The sequence below is a fragment of the Desulfobotulus sapovorans DSM 2055 genome, from assembly GCF_059569355.1.
Genome location: NZ_JCANVJ010000030.1, coordinates 15,959 through 33,122, shown reverse-complemented (window position 1 = coordinate 33,122; position 17,164 = coordinate 15,959). Strand labels below are relative to the sequence as shown.

Here is a 17,164-nt window from a genome sequence, read left to right as displayed (position 1 = left end):
ACTTGTATTCACACGCTCTGGAAAAATCGCAAGGGCTTGCCAGGGGGGGCGGGGCAGCCCCCCGGATTCTGGGATTACGACAGCAGCGTTTGTCAGAGTTTTCAGGATTTGTATCAGGAATTTTAAGGTGTAGCGGAAAATGGAAAATTATCGGATCTGGAAAGAGGGGCTTTCGGTTCTGGGAGAAAAGCTCCTGGATCTTGGAAAACAGTATGCGGAAAATGGCGGCAGGGAGGAAAACCCTGCGGAAAACGGAAGTCTCTGGTCTGGCGATATTCGTGAAATTCTCCGGCAGCTCAGGGAGGAAACCCTCCGTGTTGCCGTTGTGGGTGCCATCAAGTCAGGAAAAAGCACCCTGATTAATGCCTGGATGGGGGGAGATCTTCTGAAAAGAGGGGCGGGCGTGGTCACATCCATCGTGACCCGTGTGCGCAGGGGAGAGAGCCAGGCTGCCCGTGTCCGTTTTAAAAACTGGGATGAGGTCAATGCGGACATTGAGGGGGCTCTGGCGCTTTTTCCTGCGTCGGGGTGGCGTCAGGTCGATGCCCGTTTTGACATCCGGAGAGACAGGGACAGGGAAGACCTTGCCGCTGCCCTGAAAACCCTGGGTACAGACCAGCTCGTCACCGAAGACGCCCGGAATATCCACAGCGTTTATCTGTATTCCTACCTAGAAGGGTATGAATCCGTAAGATCCTATATCACAAGTGATACGCCGGAAGCCGTTTTTACGGGTACCTGCTTTGCGGATTACCAGCTTTTTGTGGCCGATGAAATTCGGGCGGCCTATGTCCGGGACATTCTCATCACCATGGATACGGCCCGTATGCCCGATGGCATTGAGCTTGCCGACTGCCAGGGCAGTGATGCCCCCAATCCTCTGCATATTGCCCAGGTTCAGGAGTATCTTTTCAAGACCCACCTCATCATATACGTGGTCAGCAGCCGTACGGGACTGCGGCAGGCGGATCTCCGTTTTCTGAACATGATCCGCAAGATGGGGATTCTCGATTCTGTGATTTTTGTGCTGAATACGGATTTTGGCGAGCATGAGAACGATGCGGATGTACTGCGGGTTACCCGTAAAGTGGAATCCGAGCTGGGGCTTTTGTGTCCGGGAGCCCGTGTCCATGTATTTTCGGCTCTGTACCGGCTTCTGCAAACCCTGGGAGTGGAAGGAACCCTGCCGGAAAAGGAACGTCTGCGTCTTGCCCAGTGGGAAGCCGATCCTGCCATGACAGCGGAGAGTCGCAGAGCCTTTGGTGCTTTTGACGAGGCCCTGAATCTTCGCATGACCCAGGATCGGGCCAGGCTGCTGCTTTTCAACCAGACGGCCAGACTGCGTCAGATCGCTGCTTCCATGGCCAACCGTTTTCGCATGGACAGGGATCTTCTTGGCGGAGATCAGGAACAGGCAAGGTCTATTCTCGAAGAGGTACGCTCCCGGCATCAGCGGGTCTCCCAGGTTCAGGGGCTTATCCGGAACACCCTGGACGGTTCCTATGCGGCTCTGGAAAAGGAACTGAAAAGCAGAACAGATCGCTTTTTTGATGGTGGAACAGGGGAGATTCTGCCCGGTATTCTGGCTTTTATCCGGGAATACAGGCCTGATATGGATGGCTATGTAGAAATGATTGAAAAATCAGGCTTTTCCATGGCGCTGTACCATGCTTTTCAGGATTTCAGGCAGGCACTGGACACCCATATGACGGATCGGGTGAATCCTGAAATTGTGCGTTTTGTTCGGGAACTTGAAGACTATATGCAGATCCATTATGCGGAGGTGGCGCGGCCCTATGCCGCCATGGTGGAGGAGGTGCTGGAAGAATACTGCCATGGCCTGAAGGGGATGGGCGTTTCTCTGGATCTTCCCTCTTCTCTGGATACGGGTCTTTCCCAGGTGCAGCCACGGGTTCAGGCCGAGCGCGCAGGCCTGCATCTGCCCCCGGCCCATGCCATCACCCGGTACAATATCAAGGTGCGTACGGAAGGCCACATGCGCTTTGGTTTTTACAGCTTTAAAAGCTGGGTGAAGGGTCTTTTTTTCAAGAAAAAACAAGAGGATGAGGGGGGCGTCCTGCCGGGCAGAGAGGGGGCGAAGGCCCTTGCAGCCAGTCTGAGGCGGATTTGCAGGGAGACGGAAAAGCAGGTCTTGACGCATATGGTGGACTACCGGGAAAATATCAAGTTTCAGTATATCCTGAAACTTTCTTCCGTGATGGCTCTGGCGGTGCAGGCCGAGCTGAATGCCCGCTTCAGTACCTGCGTAACTGAAATGGCATTTTTGGATCAGACAGCGGCTCGCAGGGGGGGCTTCAGGGAAGAAAGGCTGACGCTTATCCGTGACATGCTGGAAGGTCTTCTGGTGCTGGATAGAGAACTGGTGAGGCTTCAGGAGGACATGGGAAAAATGCGTAGTGCGATGGGATAGCCTTACTCAGGGGCAGGGTGAGATTTAAGCCCGAACGCTGAAAAGGTTTCCCTTTTCGGCTTTTGGAGGGGCATAGGGGCCTTCTCCGTCGGAGGCGGAAACGCCCATAGTTTCCCTTCGGGCTTCCATCTGCATGAGGGCGATTTCCTGAAGGGCGTCACTGCGAAGCATGGTGGCCCTGGATGCCACATTGCGATCCTGAGGGGAGGGATCGGCAGGAGCCAGAGCGGCACGCCGTACCTGATCCATTTTATGTGCCGTGGCTTCCGGATCTCCGGGAACGGGAGAGACATCAATGGAAACCTCACCGCCAATGGCGTACATCTGTCCATCCGGTCCCTTCTGATAAACATAGCGGATACCACCGTTAACATGCCCACCGCCTGCGGCCACATGGGCCTGCTCATGGGTGCGCACTTCCTGATCCCGGCTTTTGAGTTCGGAAATCATGCGCAGCTGGGAAGGATTGAGACGAACCCTGGCAGATGAGGCGCGTGTGTCCTCGTCTTCCGTACCTGCGGTTTCCGGGGGGGGGGCAACCGGTGCTGCGGGTTGAGTCTGTCCTGGTGTGGTTTCCCCTTTTTGAATCCGCGGCCCGGTATAGCTGCCCGGTTGTATGTGGATGGCGGTGTTGATTTCCATGACCGTCTCCGGTGTCGGGATGGGGAAGGTTTGCATAACCTTCAAACTCTAAGATATACCGCATAAATCATAAGGATGTTTTACGCTTTTGTAAATCCTTGATGCTGCGGATCTGGGATGCTTTTGGGTATAAAAATTGACCTGTACGGGGCTTTTTGTTATAAGACTCGGCTCCTTTTGGCGATGATGGAGGAAGCGGTATGGAACGGAAGGCTGTAGTGGGAAGAAAGACCGGAGAGACGGAAATCCGTATCTCCTGGAATCTGGATGGGCAGGGCAGGGCGGATATTGTGACGGGTATCCCTTTTTTTGATCATATGCTGACTCTTTTTGCCGTGCATGGTTGTTTTGATCTGGAAGTGCACTGCAGGGGAGATATAGAGATTGATTGGCATCATACCGTGGAGGATGTGGGAATTGTGTTGGGAGATACCCTTGCCATGGCTCTGGGAGACCGTAAGGGGCTGGTACGGTATGGCGATTTTGTGCTGCCCATGGATGAGACCCTGTGCCGATTGTCTCTGGATCTTTCTAACCGTCCTTTTCTGGTCTGCCTTCTGCCGGATCCCATTCGTTCCCCCGGTCCCTTTGACCCCTACCTTGCCAAGGAATTTTTCCGGGCCTTTGCCGTGCGTTCGGGGATGACCCTGCACATTGATGTGCCCTATGGAGAAAACAGTCATCATATTGTGGAGGCCATGTTCAAAGCCCTTGGCAGGGCACTGGACAGGGCTGTGCGTCTGGATCCCAGGGTGTCGGGTGTACCTTCCACAAAGGGCCTGCTGTAATGAATAAGCGGTGGCAGACAGGTACGTGGAAATGGCACTCTCCTGCCGATTTGTAAAAAAGGTTTTGTAATGTTTTTGCCATGCTTTCAGAAAGGGTGTGCATGATACTCATTCCCGCAGTAGATATTAAAAACGGACGCTGTGTGCGTCTTTTTCAGGGGCAGATGGATGCGGAAACGGTTTTTTCTCAGGATCCTGTGGCCCAGGCCCGCCAGTGGGAGGCGGAAGGTGCCTTGAGGATTCATCTTGTCGATCTTGACGGGGCTGTGGAACAGAAACCGAGAAATCTTGCTTTGATTGAAAGCATTGTGGCAGCGGTTTCCGTTCCGGTTCAGGTGGGAGGGGGAATCCGTTCCATGGAGACCATTTCCCATTACCTCAGCATTGGGGTGGATCGGGTCATTCTGGGCACAGCGGCGCTTCGGGATCCGGATCTTGTGCGGTCTGCCTGTGCGGCCTGGCCCGGTCGCATTGTTGTGGGAATTGATGCCAGGGAGGGCAGGGTGGCTGTGGATGGCTGGACAGAAACCACGGAAACAACCACCGTGGAGCTTGCCCGCCGTTTTGAGGGCGCAGGAGTGGCGGCCATCATTTTTACGGACATTGCACGGGATGGTACCCATGGGGGAGTCAATACAGAGGCCACCCGTGCCCTGGCGGAGGCTGTTTCCATTCCCGTTATCGCATCGGGAGGGGTTTCCACCCTGAAAGATCTTGAAGTGCTCCTCCCCCTGGAAGCCTGCGGGGTAGAGGCTGTGATCAGTGGGCGTGCTCTTTATGAAGGAACACTCACGATTGCTGAAGCCAATACCCTTTTTGCCGGTATGTCTGCTGTATGATGTTTTTTTAATTGGACAGAAATTTTTCGGATTTATAGGGCTAAACGGGGCTTCCGCTTCCGGAAGATCCGGACGGGTGTGGGGCTTTCTATTTTTTATCGTGTTCTTTTTCTTGACAGAAAGACAAAACAGGTTAACTTTTGCGGGTTACCCTTCTGTCAGGGGGTGTGCTTTTCGTCCGTTGGGTAAAGTCCGGCTTTTGACGCATTATACGGAAGAGGGCCGTCTTGGGCACAAGGATTACGGAAGAAAATATTGCGACACTCCGAAGTCTCGCGGACATTGCTCAGATTGTTTCCGAACGCATCACCCTGAAGCGTTCCGGAAGGCGTCTGGTTGGGCTTTGTCCCTTTCATACGGAAAAATCCCCTTCCTTTTCAGTCGATCCCGAAAGACAGATGTACCATTGTTTCGGTTGTGGTGCGGGAGGGGATGTTTTTTCCTTTGTCATGCAGAGTGAAGCCCTTTCCTTTCCAGAGGCTGTGAAGAGTCTGGCGGATCGTTACGGACTTGTTCTGGCTGAAAATCAGGACGATGATGGGAACAAAACCAGGGAAAGGGATGAAATTCTGGAAGCCAACCGGGTGGCCTTGGGGGTTTTCCGCCATGGTCTGCTGAAGAGTCCTCTGGGAGAGCCTGCACGGCAATATCTTGAAAAAAGGGGGATTTCGAAGGATTCCATTGATCATTTTGGCCTTGGATTCATTCCTGAAGGCTGGTCGCATCTTGCGGACTACATGGGAAAAAAAGGCTTTCATTCCGCAGCTCTTGAAAGGGCTGGACTTGCTGTCCGAAGCCAGCAGGGCCGATGCTATGATCGCTTCCGAAACCGTATCATGTTTCCTATCCAGGATATTCAGGGAAGGATCATTGGTTTTGGGGGCAGGATTCTTGGAGATGAAAATCCCAAATACCTGAATTCTCCGGAAACGGCTGTGTATCACAAGGCCCGGTCTCTCTATGGCCTGCATCAGGCCCGCCACGCAATTCGGAAAAGCCGGGTTGTACATGTGGTGGAAGGGTATTTTGATGTAATTTCCCTGCACCAGCAGGGAATAGAAGATACGGTTGCAGGTCTGGGGACGGCTCTGACCCGTGAGCAGGTGCAGTTGCTCAGAGGCTATGCGGATCGTGTTGTTCTCGTTTTTGACGGAGATGCTGCGGGTTTTCGGGCCGCTGAACGGGCAGCACCTCTGCTTTTATCCATGAACATGGATGTTCGGGTTTTTCTGCTGCCTCAGGGAGAGGATCCGGATACCCTGGTACGGAGTTCAGGCCGGGAATTTTTTCTGGAAGGGGTTTCACAGGCGGAACCTCTTTTTTCCTTTCTTATCCGTGCTTCCCTGCAACGCTGGGGAAGGGATCCTGCGGGTCGGATTAAAACCCTGGAATCCCTTCTTCCCCTTTTCGATGGCATGGGAGACGCTATTACCCGGGATGTCTATCTGCGGGAGCTGGCCGATGGTCTGGATATGGATGCAAAGGCTGTGCGGGATCGTTTGGAAAAGCGTCCTCTACCCCAGAAGGAAAGCAGGGGAGGCGTGGTGAGCGTTCCGGAAAATCTCCGTATGGAGGAAGCCCTTGTATCCCTGCTGCTGTCCGTCCCCCAAAGCCGGGAGCCGCTGGGAGCTTTGAATCCGGAAGAGTTTTTTTCCGATCCTGTTTTAAAACGCATTGTCCAGTCGATTTTTAAACATGGAAATGCAAAGGATTTTTGTCTCAATGATCCGGATATTCTGGAAGATCTGGAGGTGCAGCGCAGGCTTTCCGGACTTCGTTTTCAGGAATCCGCATGGAATGCGGAGAACGCGGATCTTCTGATATCACAATTTCTGCGCCTGCGGCAGCAGGCCCAGGGAAATTCCGGTCTTATGGACCGCATCAAAGCTGCGGAAGCGGGTAAGGATCAGGCCCGCCTCATGGCTTTGCTTGAACAGAAACAAGAGCAAGCCCGGGAAGCGGCAAAAATCGGGCTGTCCCGCTTGGCGACCCCTAGGAGGCATACCCAATGACCCAATCGTCCAATGGCGATAAAAAAAACCGTGCTGCACAGAAAAAAGAGTTCAAGGCTCTCCTTGAGCTGGGTAAGGTGCGAGGCTATCTTACCTATGAGGAAGTACATGATGTCTTGTCCGATACCGTGACAGGCGAGCAGATGGATGCGGTTTTTGTGACGCTGGGGGAATTGGGCGTCAGGATGGTGAAGGCTTCGGAGCTTCCCAAGGTCAAGGTCAGGGAAGAAGACGCCGCAGACGCCGAGGATCTTCTGGATCGTCCGGATGATGAGGAAGAAGAGGATGAGCCGGGAGATGAGGATGAGATTGTTTCCGAAGAAGAGACTGAAGGGGAAAGCAAAAGTCCTGTCAAGGCCTTTAATTCGGAAGAGTCGGAGGTTGATTTTGGTTCCGTAACCGATCCTGTGAAAATGTATCTGCGGGAGATGGGGATGGTAACCCTCCTGAGTCGGGAGGGAGAGATTGACATTGCTAAAAAAATTGAGCATGGCGAGCAGGAAATTCTCAAGGCTATGCTGGAGATGGGGATCGCCGTAGATACCCTGATTGATCTTGCGGACAGTATTGCTGCGGGCAATTTAAGGCCCAAGCATGTGCTGCGGGATATTGATGAGGGGGATACCCTCATGGATGAAAATCGACAGATCAGTGAATTTTTGTCTGTCGTACAGGAAATGAAAGTTCTTCATGCGGAGAATGCCGAGCTTCGGGAACGAATTTTTGATCCTGCCATGGATTATGAGGAAAAAAGAAAACACCGCAGGGTTATTGCCAAACGCAATGAAAAAATTTTTGAATATATCAAGGATTGGCGTCTGGAGAGCAGTGTCACAGATCGTATCGAAAAGAAAATACGCTATCATATCAGTTGGTTTGAGGTTATGGGTAAACTCATGGTACAAAGTGCGGAGACCTTTGATACCACCATCACGGATCTGCGGGCGCGTCTTCAGGATGAAGAGGTGTTTCTGGCCTGGTTTCGTGAACGTACGGACTATCCTCTGGCAACCATGAAGCGGGTTTTTGCGGATTTGAGGCATCTTCAGGAACAGATCGAGTCCCGTGAATACGATCTGAAGGCCAATATTCGTTCCCTGAAAAAGGTGATTGCCAGTGTGGACGAAGGCCGGGAGTGTGCCAAGAAAGCCAAAAGTGAGCTGGTTCGTGCCAACCTGCGTCTTGTGGTGAGTATTGCCAAAAAATATACCAACCGGGGGTTGCAGTTCCTGGATCTGATTCAGGAAGGCAATATCGGCCTCATGAAGGCTGTGGACAAATTTGAATATCGCAGAGGGTATAAATTCAGCACCTATGCCACCTGGTGGATCCGTCAGGCCATTACCCGGGCCATTGCCGATCAGGCAAGAACCATCCGTATTCCTGTGCATATGATTGAGACCATCAACAAGCTGATCCGGACTTCCCGCTATCTGGTACAGGAGCTGGGTCGTGAACCCAGTCCTGAAGAGATAGCAGAGAAGATGGAGATCCCTCTGGACAAGGTGCGGCGTGTATTGAAAATTGCAAGGGAGCCTATTTCCCTTGAAACGCCCATTGGTGAAGAGGAAGATAGTCATCTTGGTGATTTTATTGAGGACAAAAAATTTATGCTGCCTTCGGATGCAGCGATTAACCTCAACCTTTCAGAGCAGACAAGAAAGGTTCTCGCCACTCTGACTCCCAGAGAAGAAAAGGTGCTTCGGATGCGTTTTGGCATCGGAGAAAAGGCGGATCATACCCTGGAGGAAGTGGGGAAGGACTTTGCGGTTACCCGTGAGCGTATTCGGCAGATCGAAGCCAAGGCTTTGCGGAAACTCCGGCATCCCACCCGTAGTAAAAAGCTTAAAAGTTTTATTGAATATTGATTGAAGATCTGTTTTATGATTTTCTATAAAGCCTTTTCTTGACAAAAAAAGGGCAAGGGGCTAGGAAGTACAGGTTGTTTTTGAGGGCCTATAGCTCAGCTTGGTAGAGCCACCGGCTCATAACCGGTCGGTCCCTGGTTCGAATCCAGGTGGGCCCACCAGAATTTAAGAAAAAGCTCCCGAAAGGGAGCTTTTTTTGTGCCTGATTTTCCAGTAACGAAGCGGCTTTCGGCAAAAAATGGTGTTTAAACCCGTACAAAGCAAAACAAGGGCAAACATTGCAAAGCAGGGTTTTTTTTAGTACCCAGTTAGTATCCGAATTTCATCTCGGGTACTGGTACTAATTCAAATCCAACTCGGGTACTAAATTAAGCCGGAGGCTGCCATGGCCGTAAAAAAGCGACTGAGCACACTGGACTGCGAGAAGGCTGCGCCGGAGCAGAAGCGGTACCGCCTGTCCGACGGTGACGGATTGTTTCTTCAGGTGGAACCCAGCGGCGTGAAGGCATGGAAGCTGCGGTATACATATCAGGGGAAGCAGCTCATGCACACCCTTGGGCGGTTTCCGGTTCTGTCTCTGAAAGATGCCCGGCTGATGGCGGGTGAGGTGAGGGGACAGGTGGCCAGAGGCACACTCCCTGTCGATCATAAAAAAACACCCGGAGGTACCGTGGGCAGCAGGCAGACCTTTGAGGCGCTGGCCATGGACTGGTACAACGGAGTGCATGCCGCTCAGGTGGTGGAGGCCCATGCCGCCCGGAACCTCTCCCGCCTGAAGCGGATGGTTTTTCCCCATATCGGCAGGCTCAGGCCCGATGACATCACACCGCCTGTCATTCTGGATCTCCTTAAAAAAATATGTGACATGGGGAATGTGGAAACCGGCCACCGGGTTAAATCCGTTATTTCTCTGATTTTCAGGTACGGGATATCCCTGGGCAGGGCGGAGCGTGATCCCACCCGGGATTTATCCGGCATGCTCCCGGCATACAGGACAGAGCATTTTCCCGCCATCATAGATATGCACGAGCTGGGGGCGCTGCTGCGGTCGCTGGACGGGTACTCCGGCACAGTGATTGTGAGATCCGCAGCCCTGCTGCTGCCTCTGATATTCAGTCGGCCCGGTGAGATGCTGGGGATGCGCTGGTCTGATATCGACCCGGTGCGGGCGCAGTGGGTCTGGACATCCAGCAAGACGGAAACCCAGATGATCACGCCGCTTTCCAGGCAGGCCATGCAGATTCTGGCCGAGGTCCGGCCGCTCACGGATGAGAGTGAATATGTGTTTCCGGGTCTGAGGGGGAAGGGCAGGAGCCTGTCCAATACTGCCATCAAGGGGGCGCTGGATTCCCTTGGGTACAGGGGGCGGATGACATCCCACGGGTGGCGGGCTGTGGCACGAACCCATCTTGTGGAGACGCTGAATTATCCTGTGGAGATTGTGGAAATGCAGCTGGGGCATCGGGTAAAGGATGCGCTGGGCAGGGCTTACAACCGGACGACCTTTATGGATCAGCGGCGGGAGATGATGCAGGCGTGGGCAGACTGGCTGGAGGGCCTCCGGAAGCTGGATGCGCCTGTGGCGGCATCCGCTCCGGAGCAGGGGGCGGACGATCCCTGGAGTCAGTGGAGGGCCTGAAGCCTGTCTTTCCGGGGTCTTCCCGGAGGGAGGCAGGGCTGAGGGATGACTTTGGGCCGGGCTGCCAGCATCTGTTCCTCAAACTGCTCTATCTCCTTCTCCGACCATCGGAGGGTGTTGGGGCCCCACTGGACTGGCTGGGGGAGGATTCCCTTTTTGCGCATGGTATATATTGTGCCGATGGATACACCCAGCCGGGAAGCCAGTTCTTTTTTTGTCAGGTACATGCTTCCTCTCCTTAATAGCGGTTATCGGTCTGGTCGTTTGCCAGTTCAAGCAGCACATCCGCATGGCATGGCGAGCCTTCCTTGCAATAGCATGCCAGGTTCTTCCCACGCAGTTCGTGCAGGCTTTCCAGGATACGCTGCTTTTGTTCAGACATGCCAGCCGTACAGTTCTCAATAGTCAGCCAGGTTCGGAAAGCGGCCACGGCCTGGGCATGGCTGCGGTTTTCTGTCACCTTAAAGGGGTTGCCGAATTTCCCAGGACGGCAGACACTCACTGTATTTGGTGGCATTCTCCATCCTTTTGATCTTTGCCGCTGGATACGGCGAGGCGCATCCAGTCCAGAGTTTCCATGATTCCATCCCATTCCACATTTCACACCTCACTCCTTTCTGTCATCTGCCCCCGTATAGCAGCTAAGGCACAGCATTCTGAGGCCCGGCCCCACGGGTTGTCTGCCGCAGCAGGCGCATTTTTTCCGGCCCTGGCGCCGGACTGTTGTCCGGAATCTGGCCCTGTCGTTCGTCTCTTTGATCTTCAGAAGTTCCTTGCGTGAAAAAAGTCTGTGGCCTCCGGCTGTCCGGCAGCTCTGAAGTTCTTTCCGGGCCGCTTTTTTGTTCAGCGTGGCCGGATGCCATCCCGTAAGGGTTGTGGCCTCGTGGATATCCGCCGCATCCTCTGCCGCGATTTTAAGGCTGCGGGACACCTCCCTGATGCTTTGCATGAGTGCCTCCTATGCCGCCCGCCAGAGGCTGTCGATGTGTCCGGCTTTAAGGCGGCGTTTCAGATTGGGATCCCGGAGTCCGCTTTTTCTGGCCTCCGTTTTGGTGCGGGCCATGGCCATGGCTCGCCGGGGTTTTTCTGCCTTGCGGTTCCGCAGCTGGTAAAAGGTGATGATGTGCAGGGCGCGGCTGCCGGGGCAGGAGATTACGCAGAAATCATCCAGCCTGTGCAGTATCCGGCCTTCCCGGTTGGGCATGGTCACGCCTGAGGACAGGACGGCCAGGAGATGGGGCAGGCCGAGGTTGCGTTCCCGCATACGGCGTTCGGCGTGTTCGGTGAGGGAGACGAGCATGGGACCTCCTTCGGGCTTGGTTTTTTTATGAAGCTGTATTTTTATTTTTGCAGCAAACAATAACCATCACAACAAAGGTGCCTGCCATGTACTGGAGCTGTAAAACCCGCATTGGCATTTTTTACATCAAACCGGACAGAGACGGTTTTTCTCTGTGGCTGGGCAATAACAGGCTGGGTTTTTATCATCGGCCTGAACTGGCTGCGGATGATGTGTTCTGTCATTCAACGGGTTATCCTGGATGGGACAGTCAGAAGAAATTCTCCGTTCCAGGGGATTTATCTTTCTGGGATCTCCATCCATAAAGCCCGGATTTCAGTGAGGGCCTCCCGAAGAACATCGACAGATGGGAGTGGCAGTTGATCCAGAATTGTTTTAACCAAATGGCGGGCATGGTTTTCATCGATGGAAATTCTGAAAACATCGCCGTCAGCCAGATCAAAGCCAAGCCCGATATGCCCGGTTTCGGAGTTGAAAGTGGTTGTATTTCTCCAGGTGGCTGAAAGATAGACATCGGATATCGGACTCATGTGCACTTCTCCTCTGTGATGATTGTGAACTTTTGCCCTAAGCCGTTTCCACCCAGGCCCGGATTGCAGGAAGTTCTTTCATCAGAGCGTTTTTGAGGTGTGTCTCTTTCCGGTCTCCGGTGAAGGATCCCCGGAACGGCACGACCAGCATCCGCCTGCGGCAGCCCTCGCCGAGTCTTTCAAAATTCGGTTCTTTGTCGTGGCAAAAAACCAGACTGCATATCGGCCTGAACTCAAAGGGCTTCTGATGTTTGAAAGCTCCGAAAATGGTTTCTCCGTTCAGAATGGACTTAAAATAAAAGGTGCCCAAAAAAGACAGTCCGCCGATACTGATGGCCAGCTTTTTGCCCCGGATACGGGTGCGCTCAAACCGGCTGTGGATGCGATGAAAATCTATGAATACGGCATTTTCGGTTCCGGCGAGTTCCATCAGTATGGAAATCAGAGTGCTTTTGCCGCTGCGTGAAGGGCCATGGAGGTACAGGGCTTTTCCATTGGGGCCATTTCCCAGACATGCGGACATCCATTCCCGAAGGGTTTGAATGACGGCGGCATCCTGAATGCCGTCTTCGAGAAAACGCAGCCATGTGGGGCATCCGGTTTCTGGAGGGAAAAGGGCGGTCTGGGGTGCGGTCTGAGCCTGTTGAATCATGATGATGGCCTCCTTATTTCTGGTGTGTTTTCCGGAAAACCTGCTCCCGGATCAGTTTTCTCTTTTCAGCATCCTGTCTGGCCCTCTCCAGGGCCTTGCCACACTGCTCATAGCTGCGGGACAGCATTTCAAGCGCGTCTGTTTTCATACCTCCCCCTCACTCTGTCAGTTTTTGTAGTTTTTCCCCCAGGGCTTCAATCTCACCGGGGGAGAGATACTGACTGGCGGTTTCCTCAAAGCTCTCCCAGTTTTCGGCCAGAAACATATCAATGGCCCGGATCTCCTGTTGCGTCAGTTCGTTCATGATGTCTCCCTTTGTCTCTGTTCCTCAGATTTTATATGCAGAGCCAGCGCTCTCTGGCCGACGTTAAAGCCATGGTCATATGCCTGATTTGCGAGGGACAGGGCTTCCCAGACGAGATCCGGTGTCCATGTTGGCGGAAAGGCGTGGATGGTGAGGCCCATGCGGGCCTCCCGGAGAATAAGGGCCTGGGGCGTGGCCTCCAGGAAGCAGTCTCTCTGTTCGTAATAGATCCTCATGGTTTGCCTCCTTCCAGAAGCGTCTGCTCCATGGCTTTCACATTGGCCAGATGCCGGGCAAGGTCGCCCACGGTGCGATGCTCTTTCGCCGCACGGCTGAGGAGGGCGCGGGTCTGCTGTCGGTTGCCCCTGCCCGTGAAGCCCAGGCGGATGTTTTGGGAATTGCACTCTTCTTTCATCATGGCTATACTCCCTTCGCTTTGTGTTGTTTTCAGCCCTTGTACGGTGGCCGCCGTGCAGGGGCTTTGCCCGTTTATCGGAGCGGATTGATTTCGTAAGGCTTCCTGCTGAGAATCCGGAAGGCCCTGCTGTGCCGTTTTTTCAGAAGCTCAAGGAAAAAAATTCTGGATACAATGGTGATATTTTTACGTTTAAGGCCTTCCACGACATCCCTGCCCAGGATTGCTGTGGCAAGATCCCCGGTTTTGCGAATCTGGGTCGCTGTCATGCTGGCCGGAAGCTTTCCTCTGTCTGCCACTGGTATGACAAGGGCCTGACTGTCGTGCTGCCGGACAAGCTCCGTGAAAAAATCCTCCGGAACAGGAACCATGCCTTTCTCCCAGACTTGGGTAAAAGCCTGGATTCCCATGTGGCAGATGGCGTAATGGGTGTGCTTCTGAAGATGCAGCACCACGGGATCTCTGGACAAGGCCATGTTTTCGATGTTGTAGGGCCGATGCAGGATGTCTGCGCTTTGTTCAGCGCGGAAGGCCCGGAAATAGCGGTTGCGGATGATGACAACCGCAATGCAAGCGATGAGCACGAAAAAAGCAGTCATTGAACAGATAAGCAGGGGGATATGCATGGTGGATTCAGCTCCTTAATGAGTATTTCTATTTGCTATTGAATTTTAACCAAAAAAGGCAAGATACAACTTCCTCAGCAAGCTAAGCACTTCGTAAAGAACAAGGCCGGTAAGCAGGCCAGAGAAACATGGATGTTGATTGTCATAGGGAAATTTAATCATGGATCAATACCTCTCGCTTTGTGCTGTTTTCAGCCCTTGTACGGTGGCCGCCGTGCAGGGGCTTTGTCCGTTTATCGGAACGGATTGATTTCGTAAGGCTTCCTGCTGAGAATCCGGAAAATCCTGCCGCAAATACATTAAGATGTCTGGTATGCTTTTGAATTTTAACCGAAAAAAACAAGATACAGTTTTTTGATAAAGCCAACCAATCCCCAAAAAAAGAAGACTGTAACCCAACCAGAGAGACACGGAAATTCATCGTCATAGGGGAATTTTATCATGGATCAATACCTCTCGCTTTGTGCTGTTTTCAGCCCTTGTACGGTGGCCGCCGTGCAGGGGTTAATGCTTTAAAAGAAATTTTATTAGACTTTGAGGTTTAAATTTAACATTGTCAAGAACTAAATTGCGTTTTATGTAAAAATTTTCTATCCGTCTTCTCTGAAATTTTTTTCCGACTCTTCCAGTTGATTGGCGCTGTATGGTATTTTGTGAACAAGAAAAGACTGTTGGAATTTTTAAGGATAGGGGGAAACATGAAAGATTCGGCACTGTTTCGTGAAATTGTATCCTTGCCGCCGGAAGCACTGCGTCAGGTAGTGGATTTTGTTGCTTTTCTTAAAACCCGATACCCGGAAGAACAGAAAAAAAATAAGAAGACAGTTTTTTGCATGGAAAAAGAATCATTTATTGGGATGTGGCAGGACAGAAAGGATATGCAGGACAGCTCAGAATGGGTTCGGAGCATGCGGCGGAAGGAATGGGGGGATTCTTAATGGAAACAACGATTCTGGATACAGATATTCTCATTGATGCTGCAAAGGGAGTTGAGGACGCAGTGCAGTGCTTGCTTTTTTTTGAAAAAAAGACAGGTATTGGTATCAGTATCGTGACATTCATGGAGCTGGTTGTTGGGTGTAGAGACAAGACAGAATTACGAAAAACAGACCGTTTTATGAAAAAATTCAAGGTATTTCCTCTGGATGTCTCTGTTTGCAATACAGCCCTGGATCTCCTGAAGAAATACCGCCTCAGTCATGGCCTTATGATTCCGGATGCCCTGATTAGAGCCACGGCCCTGGCTGCCAATCTTCCCTTCATTACCAAAAACCAGAAAGATTACCGATTTATTCCAGGGCTGAACCTGCTCCCATATCCCTGCCCCAAAGCAGAAGAGGAAACCAGAATCTGATTTCCTCCTCTGCTTCAGAGTATTTTTACAAACGTATAGTAATACCCGTTGTCATGCCTGTAATAGATAATGTCCATATCCACCACGCGCCCATCCGAACGGGTAATATGGACAATGCGGCGGGCATACCCCACCTTTTCCACCTCCTCGAAAACTTCATCCCTCTGCTCAGGCTTCAGATAAATATCTCTTGCAAAATCAATATCTTTAAGATTGTAATCCAACAATGCCGACCACAGCTCCCATTGACAGGCAAGGATGCGGTACCTGTCCGAGACCAGGCGGATCACGTCTGTACTGCCGTGCTCCAATACCCAGTCCTCGAAGGCCCGCCGGATATTGCGGCTCGCAAAAACGAGGACAGAGATTTCCCTCTGAACCTGTCTGCGATCCTCACCGGAGCGGCGCTCCGTGCCCACATCCTCCTGAGACTGCCTGCGGTCGAGACCACTTCGGCGTTCCAGAGAGAGCGTAAGGCCTCTGCGAGCCGCTACTATTCCCCCGAGGCTTTTTTCCTGGAGTCAGATTCTATTTGAAGGGCATTGGCTTTGAGAAGTGTGTTTTCCTGAAGGAGAAACGAAACTTTTTCCTGTTGCTTTTCCAGCATGAGCTGGAGTTTTTCAATCTGGAGTTCCTGTTTTTCTGATCGAAGGGTTTCCCGCTCTACGGTTTTTGCAAGAAGCTCAACCTGCCTGCGTAAATCTTCTATTCTCTCTTCATACATCTGCTTGATAGATTCGTCCATTATCCCCCCCGCCGCCACAACATCTTTGCATGTCTGCTGCTGTTCCTGCACGGGTATTGTGTCGGCGCTCTCTTGAAATCCGAAAAGTTCATTGGGGGATATTTTCAAGAAATCACAGATAGCAGGAATCTTATCGGGCCTCGGAAGAGCATTGCGGCTCCACCTGTATGCAGATGTGGGGGTGTCCCCTGTGACAGCTGCAAGTTCCTGAGGGGAAACATTCAACTTCTGCATTTGCCTGTTAATGATGCCGCATATGTGGTCTCTCGTATTCATAGTCCCCAATATACAAAAAACGTAAAAAAAAATCTTGTTCTTTACAATCCGTAAAAAAAGCTTTAAATGCAATATAACTTCTTGACGATGCTTTTAATGCAAAATATAGTGTGTCCATGAAAAAGAGAATGAACAACACATTATTGGCAGAAATCCTGGGACAGCATCCCCTCCATATTCGCCGCCTGAGAATTGGCGTATGCCTCCCAAGGCCGGACAAGGCCCTGTTGCTTGCGGATTCTCTGGGGATACAGCCCTTTCATTTCATGTGGCCCGAACGCTACGGCAATCCCTGGCCCGTCATCGAGGCCCACTGGCCGGAAGTGGAAGCCTATCTCAAGGCCCGTATTTCCGGAGAAAGCCCGGATCTTCCCCGCTGCCTCGCGACCTTTGGTCATCAGCCGGAGACAGAATAAGCGCGACCCTGAACAGATTAAACGCAAAAATTCATCGGGTTTTTGCGGATACAGTAGCCACTGGCGGTTCCAGCCGGAAAGGTTCCGGCATTTTCAATATTCTTCTGATGAGGTGAAATCATGATTGAACTCGGAAGCATGGTAAAGGACAGGTTCACAGGTTTTGAAGGGTTTGTCGTAGCCCGGATGGAACACCACGACGGGGGTGTACAATACAAAATTCTTCCAAAGGAGCTGAAGGACGGCAAGATCCAGGAAGTGGTCTGGATGGGATCTCCGCAGCTTGTGCAGACAGCGCCGCCGGAAACCGTGGCCGCCTTTGCCTGA

At 52.2% G+C, this 17,164-nt stretch carries 25 protein-coding genes and 1 tRNA gene; 11 read left to right on the top strand and 15 right to left on the bottom strand.

What is annotated here, in order from left to right:
- Positions 1-139 precede the first annotated feature (139 nt).
- On the top strand, positions 140-2,431 hold the full coding sequence (locus BR04_RS15375) for a dynamin family protein (protein WP_496356907.1): 2,292 nt from the start codon (positions 140-142) through the stop codon (positions 2,429-2,431).
- Positions 2,432-2,455: 24 nt separating this feature from the next.
- Here the strand turns inward: BR04_RS15375 and BR04_RS15370 are convergent, their stop codons facing one another.
- Entirely contained in the window at positions 2,456-3,073 is a 618-nt protein-coding gene (locus BR04_RS15370) for a putative metalloprotease CJM1_0395 family protein (protein ID WP_496356906.1), read from the bottom strand.
- Between the two features lie 200 nt (positions 3,074-3,273).
- Here BR04_RS15370 and hisB point away from each other — a divergent pair, with 200 nt between their 5' ends.
- From hisB to BR04_RS15340, 6 genes are all read left to right on the top strand, one after another.
- Positions 3,274-3,861, top strand: a complete 588-nt coding sequence (gene hisB / locus BR04_RS15365) for an imidazoleglycerol-phosphate dehydratase HisB (protein ID WP_496356905.1) — start codon at positions 3,274-3,276, stop codon at positions 3,859-3,861.
- Positions 3,862-3,962: 101 nt separating this feature from the next.
- Positions 3,963-4,700, top strand: a complete 738-nt coding sequence (gene hisA / locus BR04_RS15360; protein WP_496356904.1) for a 1-(5-phosphoribosyl)-5-[(5-phosphoribosylamino)methylideneamino]imidazole-4-carboxamide isomerase — start codon at positions 3,963-3,965, stop codon at positions 4,698-4,700.
- 227 nt (positions 4,701-4,927) lie between these two features.
- Positions 4,928-6,712 carry a DNA primase gene (gene dnaG / locus BR04_RS15355; RefSeq protein WP_496356903.1) on the top strand — a complete coding sequence of 595 codons (1,785 nt, stop codon included), beginning with the start codon at positions 4,928-4,930 and terminating at the stop codon, positions 6,710-6,712.
- Positions 6,709-8,580 carry an RNA polymerase sigma factor RpoD gene (rpoD, locus tag BR04_RS15350; protein WP_496356902.1) on the top strand — a complete coding sequence of 624 codons (1,872 nt, stop codon included), beginning with the start codon at positions 6,709-6,711 and terminating at the stop codon, positions 8,578-8,580. The genes dnaG and rpoD overlap by 4 nt, the downstream gene beginning before the upstream one ends.
- 84 nt (positions 8,581-8,664) lie before the next feature.
- Positions 8,665-8,741, top strand: a tRNA-Ile gene (locus BR04_RS15345).
- Between the two features lie 224 nt (positions 8,742-8,965).
- Positions 8,966-10,219 (top strand): tyrosine-type recombinase/integrase, encoded by a 1,254-nt coding sequence (locus tag BR04_RS15340; protein ID WP_496356901.1) that lies wholly within the window; start codon positions 8,966-8,968, stop codon positions 10,217-10,219.
- Here the strand turns inward: BR04_RS15340 and BR04_RS15335 are convergent.
- The 12 genes from BR04_RS15335 to BR04_RS15280 form a co-directional block, all read right to left on the bottom strand.
- Positions 10,204-10,446, bottom strand: coding sequence for a helix-turn-helix transcriptional regulator (locus BR04_RS15335; RefSeq protein ID WP_496356900.1), 243 nt, complete (start codon positions 10,444-10,446; stop codon positions 10,204-10,206). The two genes, BR04_RS15340 and BR04_RS15335, sit on opposite strands and share 16 nt — an antisense overlap.
- 11 nt (positions 10,447-10,457) lie before the next feature.
- The gene (locus tag BR04_RS15330) at positions 10,458-10,811 is read right to left on the bottom strand and encodes a DUF4326 domain-containing protein (protein ID WP_496356918.1); all 354 of its coding nucleotides are present in this window, start codon (positions 10,809-10,811) and stop codon (positions 10,458-10,460) included.
- 15 nt (positions 10,812-10,826) lie between these two features.
- Entirely contained in the window at positions 10,827-11,168 is a 342-nt protein-coding gene (locus BR04_RS15325) for a MerR family transcriptional regulator (RefSeq protein ID WP_496356899.1), read from the bottom strand.
- 9 nt (positions 11,169-11,177) lie between these two features.
- Complete coding sequence (locus tag BR04_RS15320) at positions 11,178-11,519, bottom strand: DUF4258 domain-containing protein (protein ID WP_496356898.1); 342 nt, start codon at positions 11,517-11,519, stop codon at positions 11,178-11,180.
- A 41-nt stretch (positions 11,520-11,560) separates the two neighbouring features.
- Positions 11,561-11,743: a hypothetical protein gene (locus tag BR04_RS15315; RefSeq protein ID WP_496356897.1), complete on the bottom strand. Its 183-nt coding sequence runs from the start codon at positions 11,741-11,743 to the stop codon at positions 11,561-11,563.
- A 54-nt stretch (positions 11,744-11,797) separates the two neighbouring features.
- The gene (locus BR04_RS15310) at positions 11,798-12,049 is read right to left on the bottom strand and encodes a hypothetical protein (RefSeq protein WP_496356896.1); all 252 of its coding nucleotides are present in this window, start codon (positions 12,047-12,049) and stop codon (positions 11,798-11,800) included.
- A gap of 37 nt (positions 12,050-12,086) precedes the next feature.
- A complete protein-coding gene (locus tag BR04_RS15305) occupies positions 12,087-12,701 on the bottom strand; it encodes a DUF5906 domain-containing protein (protein WP_496356895.1) in 615 nt (204 codons plus the stop codon).
- 13 nt (positions 12,702-12,714) lie between these two features.
- Positions 12,715-12,849: a hypothetical protein gene (locus BR04_RS15300; RefSeq protein ID WP_496356401.1), complete on the bottom strand. Its 135-nt coding sequence runs from the start codon at positions 12,847-12,849 to the stop codon at positions 12,715-12,717.
- 9 nt (positions 12,850-12,858) lie between these two features.
- Entirely contained in the window at positions 12,859-13,005 is a 147-nt protein-coding gene (locus tag BR04_RS15295; protein WP_496356894.1) for a hypothetical protein, read from the bottom strand.
- Complete coding sequence (locus tag BR04_RS15290; RefSeq protein ID WP_496356893.1) at positions 13,002-13,241, bottom strand: hypothetical protein; 240 nt, start codon at positions 13,239-13,241, stop codon at positions 13,002-13,004. The genes BR04_RS15295 and BR04_RS15290 overlap by 4 nt, the downstream gene beginning before the upstream one ends.
- On the bottom strand, positions 13,238-13,423 hold the full coding sequence (locus BR04_RS15285; protein ID WP_496356892.1) for a hypothetical protein: 186 nt from the start codon (positions 13,421-13,423) through the stop codon (positions 13,238-13,240). The genes BR04_RS15290 and BR04_RS15285 overlap by 4 nt, the downstream gene beginning before the upstream one ends.
- 71 nt (positions 13,424-13,494) lie before the next feature.
- Positions 13,495-14,046 (bottom strand): hypothetical protein, encoded by a 552-nt coding sequence (locus BR04_RS15280; protein WP_496356891.1) that lies wholly within the window; start codon positions 14,044-14,046, stop codon positions 13,495-13,497.
- Positions 14,047-14,717: 671 nt separating this feature from the next.
- Between BR04_RS15280 and BR04_RS15275 the strand changes: the two genes are divergently transcribed.
- The gene (locus tag BR04_RS15275) at positions 14,718-14,984 is read left to right on the top strand and encodes a hypothetical protein (RefSeq protein WP_496356890.1); all 267 of its coding nucleotides are present in this window, start codon (positions 14,718-14,720) and stop codon (positions 14,982-14,984) included.
- The gene (locus BR04_RS15270; RefSeq protein WP_496356889.1) at positions 14,984-15,400 is read left to right on the top strand and encodes a type II toxin-antitoxin system VapC family toxin; all 417 of its coding nucleotides are present in this window, start codon (positions 14,984-14,986) and stop codon (positions 15,398-15,400) included. The genes BR04_RS15275 and BR04_RS15270 overlap by 1 nt, the downstream gene beginning before the upstream one ends.
- Before the next feature lie 14 nt (positions 15,401-15,414).
- Here the strand turns inward: BR04_RS15270 and BR04_RS15265 are convergent, their stop codons facing one another.
- A complete protein-coding gene (locus BR04_RS15265) occupies positions 15,415-15,819 on the bottom strand; it encodes a hypothetical protein (RefSeq protein WP_496356888.1) in 405 nt (134 codons plus the stop codon).
- A gap of 74 nt (positions 15,820-15,893) precedes the next feature.
- On the bottom strand, positions 15,894-16,421 hold the full coding sequence (locus tag BR04_RS15260; protein ID WP_496356887.1) for a helix-turn-helix domain-containing protein: 528 nt from the start codon (positions 16,419-16,421) through the stop codon (positions 15,894-15,896).
- Between the two features lie 128 nt (positions 16,422-16,549).
- Between BR04_RS15260 and BR04_RS15255 the strand changes: the two genes are divergently transcribed.
- Positions 16,550-16,837 (top strand): hypothetical protein, encoded by a 288-nt coding sequence (locus tag BR04_RS15255; RefSeq protein WP_496356886.1) that lies wholly within the window; start codon positions 16,550-16,552, stop codon positions 16,835-16,837.
- A 120-nt stretch (positions 16,838-16,957) separates the two neighbouring features.
- Positions 16,958-17,164 (top strand): hypothetical protein, encoded by a 207-nt coding sequence (locus BR04_RS15250; RefSeq protein WP_496356885.1) that lies wholly within the window; start codon positions 16,958-16,960, stop codon positions 17,162-17,164.

What these genes read in the sequence shown, in the direction of transcription:
- BR04_RS15325 (WP_496356899.1), bottom strand. Translation starts at nt 11,168, where the DNA reads ATGCAAAGCATCAGGGAGGTGTCCCGCAGCCTTAAAATCGCGGCAGAG.
- BR04_RS15270 (WP_496356889.1), top strand. Translation starts at nt 14,984, where the DNA reads ATGGAAACAACGATTCTGGATACAGATATTCTCATTGATGCTGCAAAG.
- BR04_RS15320 (WP_496356898.1), bottom strand. Translation starts at nt 11,519, where the DNA reads ATGCTCGTCTCCCTCACCGAACACGCCGAACGCCGTATGCGGGAACGC.
- rpoD (WP_496356902.1), top strand. Translation starts at nt 6,709, where the DNA reads ATGACCCAATCGTCCAATGGCGATAAAAAAAACCGTGCTGCACAGAAA.
- BR04_RS15305 (WP_496356895.1), bottom strand. Translation starts at nt 12,701, where the DNA reads ATGATTCAACAGGCTCAGACCGCACCCCAGACCGCCCTTTTCCCTCCA.
- BR04_RS15250 (WP_496356885.1), top strand. Translation starts at nt 16,958, where the DNA reads ATGATTGAACTCGGAAGCATGGTAAAGGACAGGTTCACAGGTTTTGAA.
- BR04_RS15330 (WP_496356918.1), bottom strand. Translation starts at nt 10,811, where the DNA reads ATGGGATGGAATCATGGAAACTCTGGACTGGATGCGCCTCGCCGTATC.
- BR04_RS15295 (WP_496356894.1), bottom strand. Translation starts at nt 13,005, where the DNA reads ATGAACGAACTGACGCAACAGGAGATCCGGGCCATTGATATGTTTCTG.
- BR04_RS15290 (WP_496356893.1), bottom strand. Translation starts at nt 13,241, where the DNA reads ATGAGGATCTATTACGAACAGAGAGACTGCTTCCTGGAGGCCACGCCC.
- BR04_RS15315 (WP_496356897.1), bottom strand. Translation starts at nt 11,743, where the DNA reads ATGACAGAACACATCATCCGCAGCCAGTTCAGGCCGATGATAAAAACC.
- BR04_RS15375 (WP_496356907.1), top strand. Translation starts at nt 140, where the DNA reads ATGGAAAATTATCGGATCTGGAAAGAGGGGCTTTCGGTTCTGGGAGAA.
- BR04_RS15285 (WP_496356892.1), bottom strand. Translation starts at nt 13,423, where the DNA reads ATGATGAAAGAAGAGTGCAATTCCCAAAACATCCGCCTGGGCTTCACG.
- BR04_RS15335 (WP_496356900.1), bottom strand. Translation starts at nt 10,446, where the DNA reads ATGTACCTGACAAAAAAAGAACTGGCTTCCCGGCTGGGTGTATCCATC.
- BR04_RS15260 (WP_496356887.1), bottom strand. Translation starts at nt 16,421, where the DNA reads ATGAATACGAGAGACCACATATGCGGCATCATTAACAGGCAAATGCAG.
- BR04_RS15300 (WP_496356401.1), bottom strand. Translation starts at nt 12,849, where the DNA reads ATGAAAACAGACGCGCTTGAAATGCTGTCCCGCAGCTATGAGCAGTGT.
- hisA (WP_496356904.1), top strand. Translation starts at nt 3,963, where the DNA reads ATGATACTCATTCCCGCAGTAGATATTAAAAACGGACGCTGTGTGCGT.
- BR04_RS15340 (WP_496356901.1), top strand. Translation starts at nt 8,966, where the DNA reads ATGGCCGTAAAAAAGCGACTGAGCACACTGGACTGCGAGAAGGCTGCG.
- BR04_RS15310 (WP_496356896.1), bottom strand. Translation starts at nt 12,049, where the DNA reads ATGAGTCCGATATCCGATGTCTATCTTTCAGCCACCTGGAGAAATACA.
- BR04_RS15255 (WP_496356886.1), top strand. Translation starts at nt 16,550, where the DNA reads ATGAACAACACATTATTGGCAGAAATCCTGGGACAGCATCCCCTCCAT.
- hisB (WP_496356905.1), top strand. Translation starts at nt 3,274, where the DNA reads ATGGAACGGAAGGCTGTAGTGGGAAGAAAGACCGGAGAGACGGAAATC.
- BR04_RS15280 (WP_496356891.1), bottom strand. Translation starts at nt 14,046, where the DNA reads ATGCATATCCCCCTGCTTATCTGTTCAATGACTGCTTTTTTCGTGCTC.
- BR04_RS15370 (WP_496356906.1), bottom strand. Translation starts at nt 3,073, where the DNA reads ATGGAAATCAACACCGCCATCCACATACAACCGGGCAGCTATACCGGG.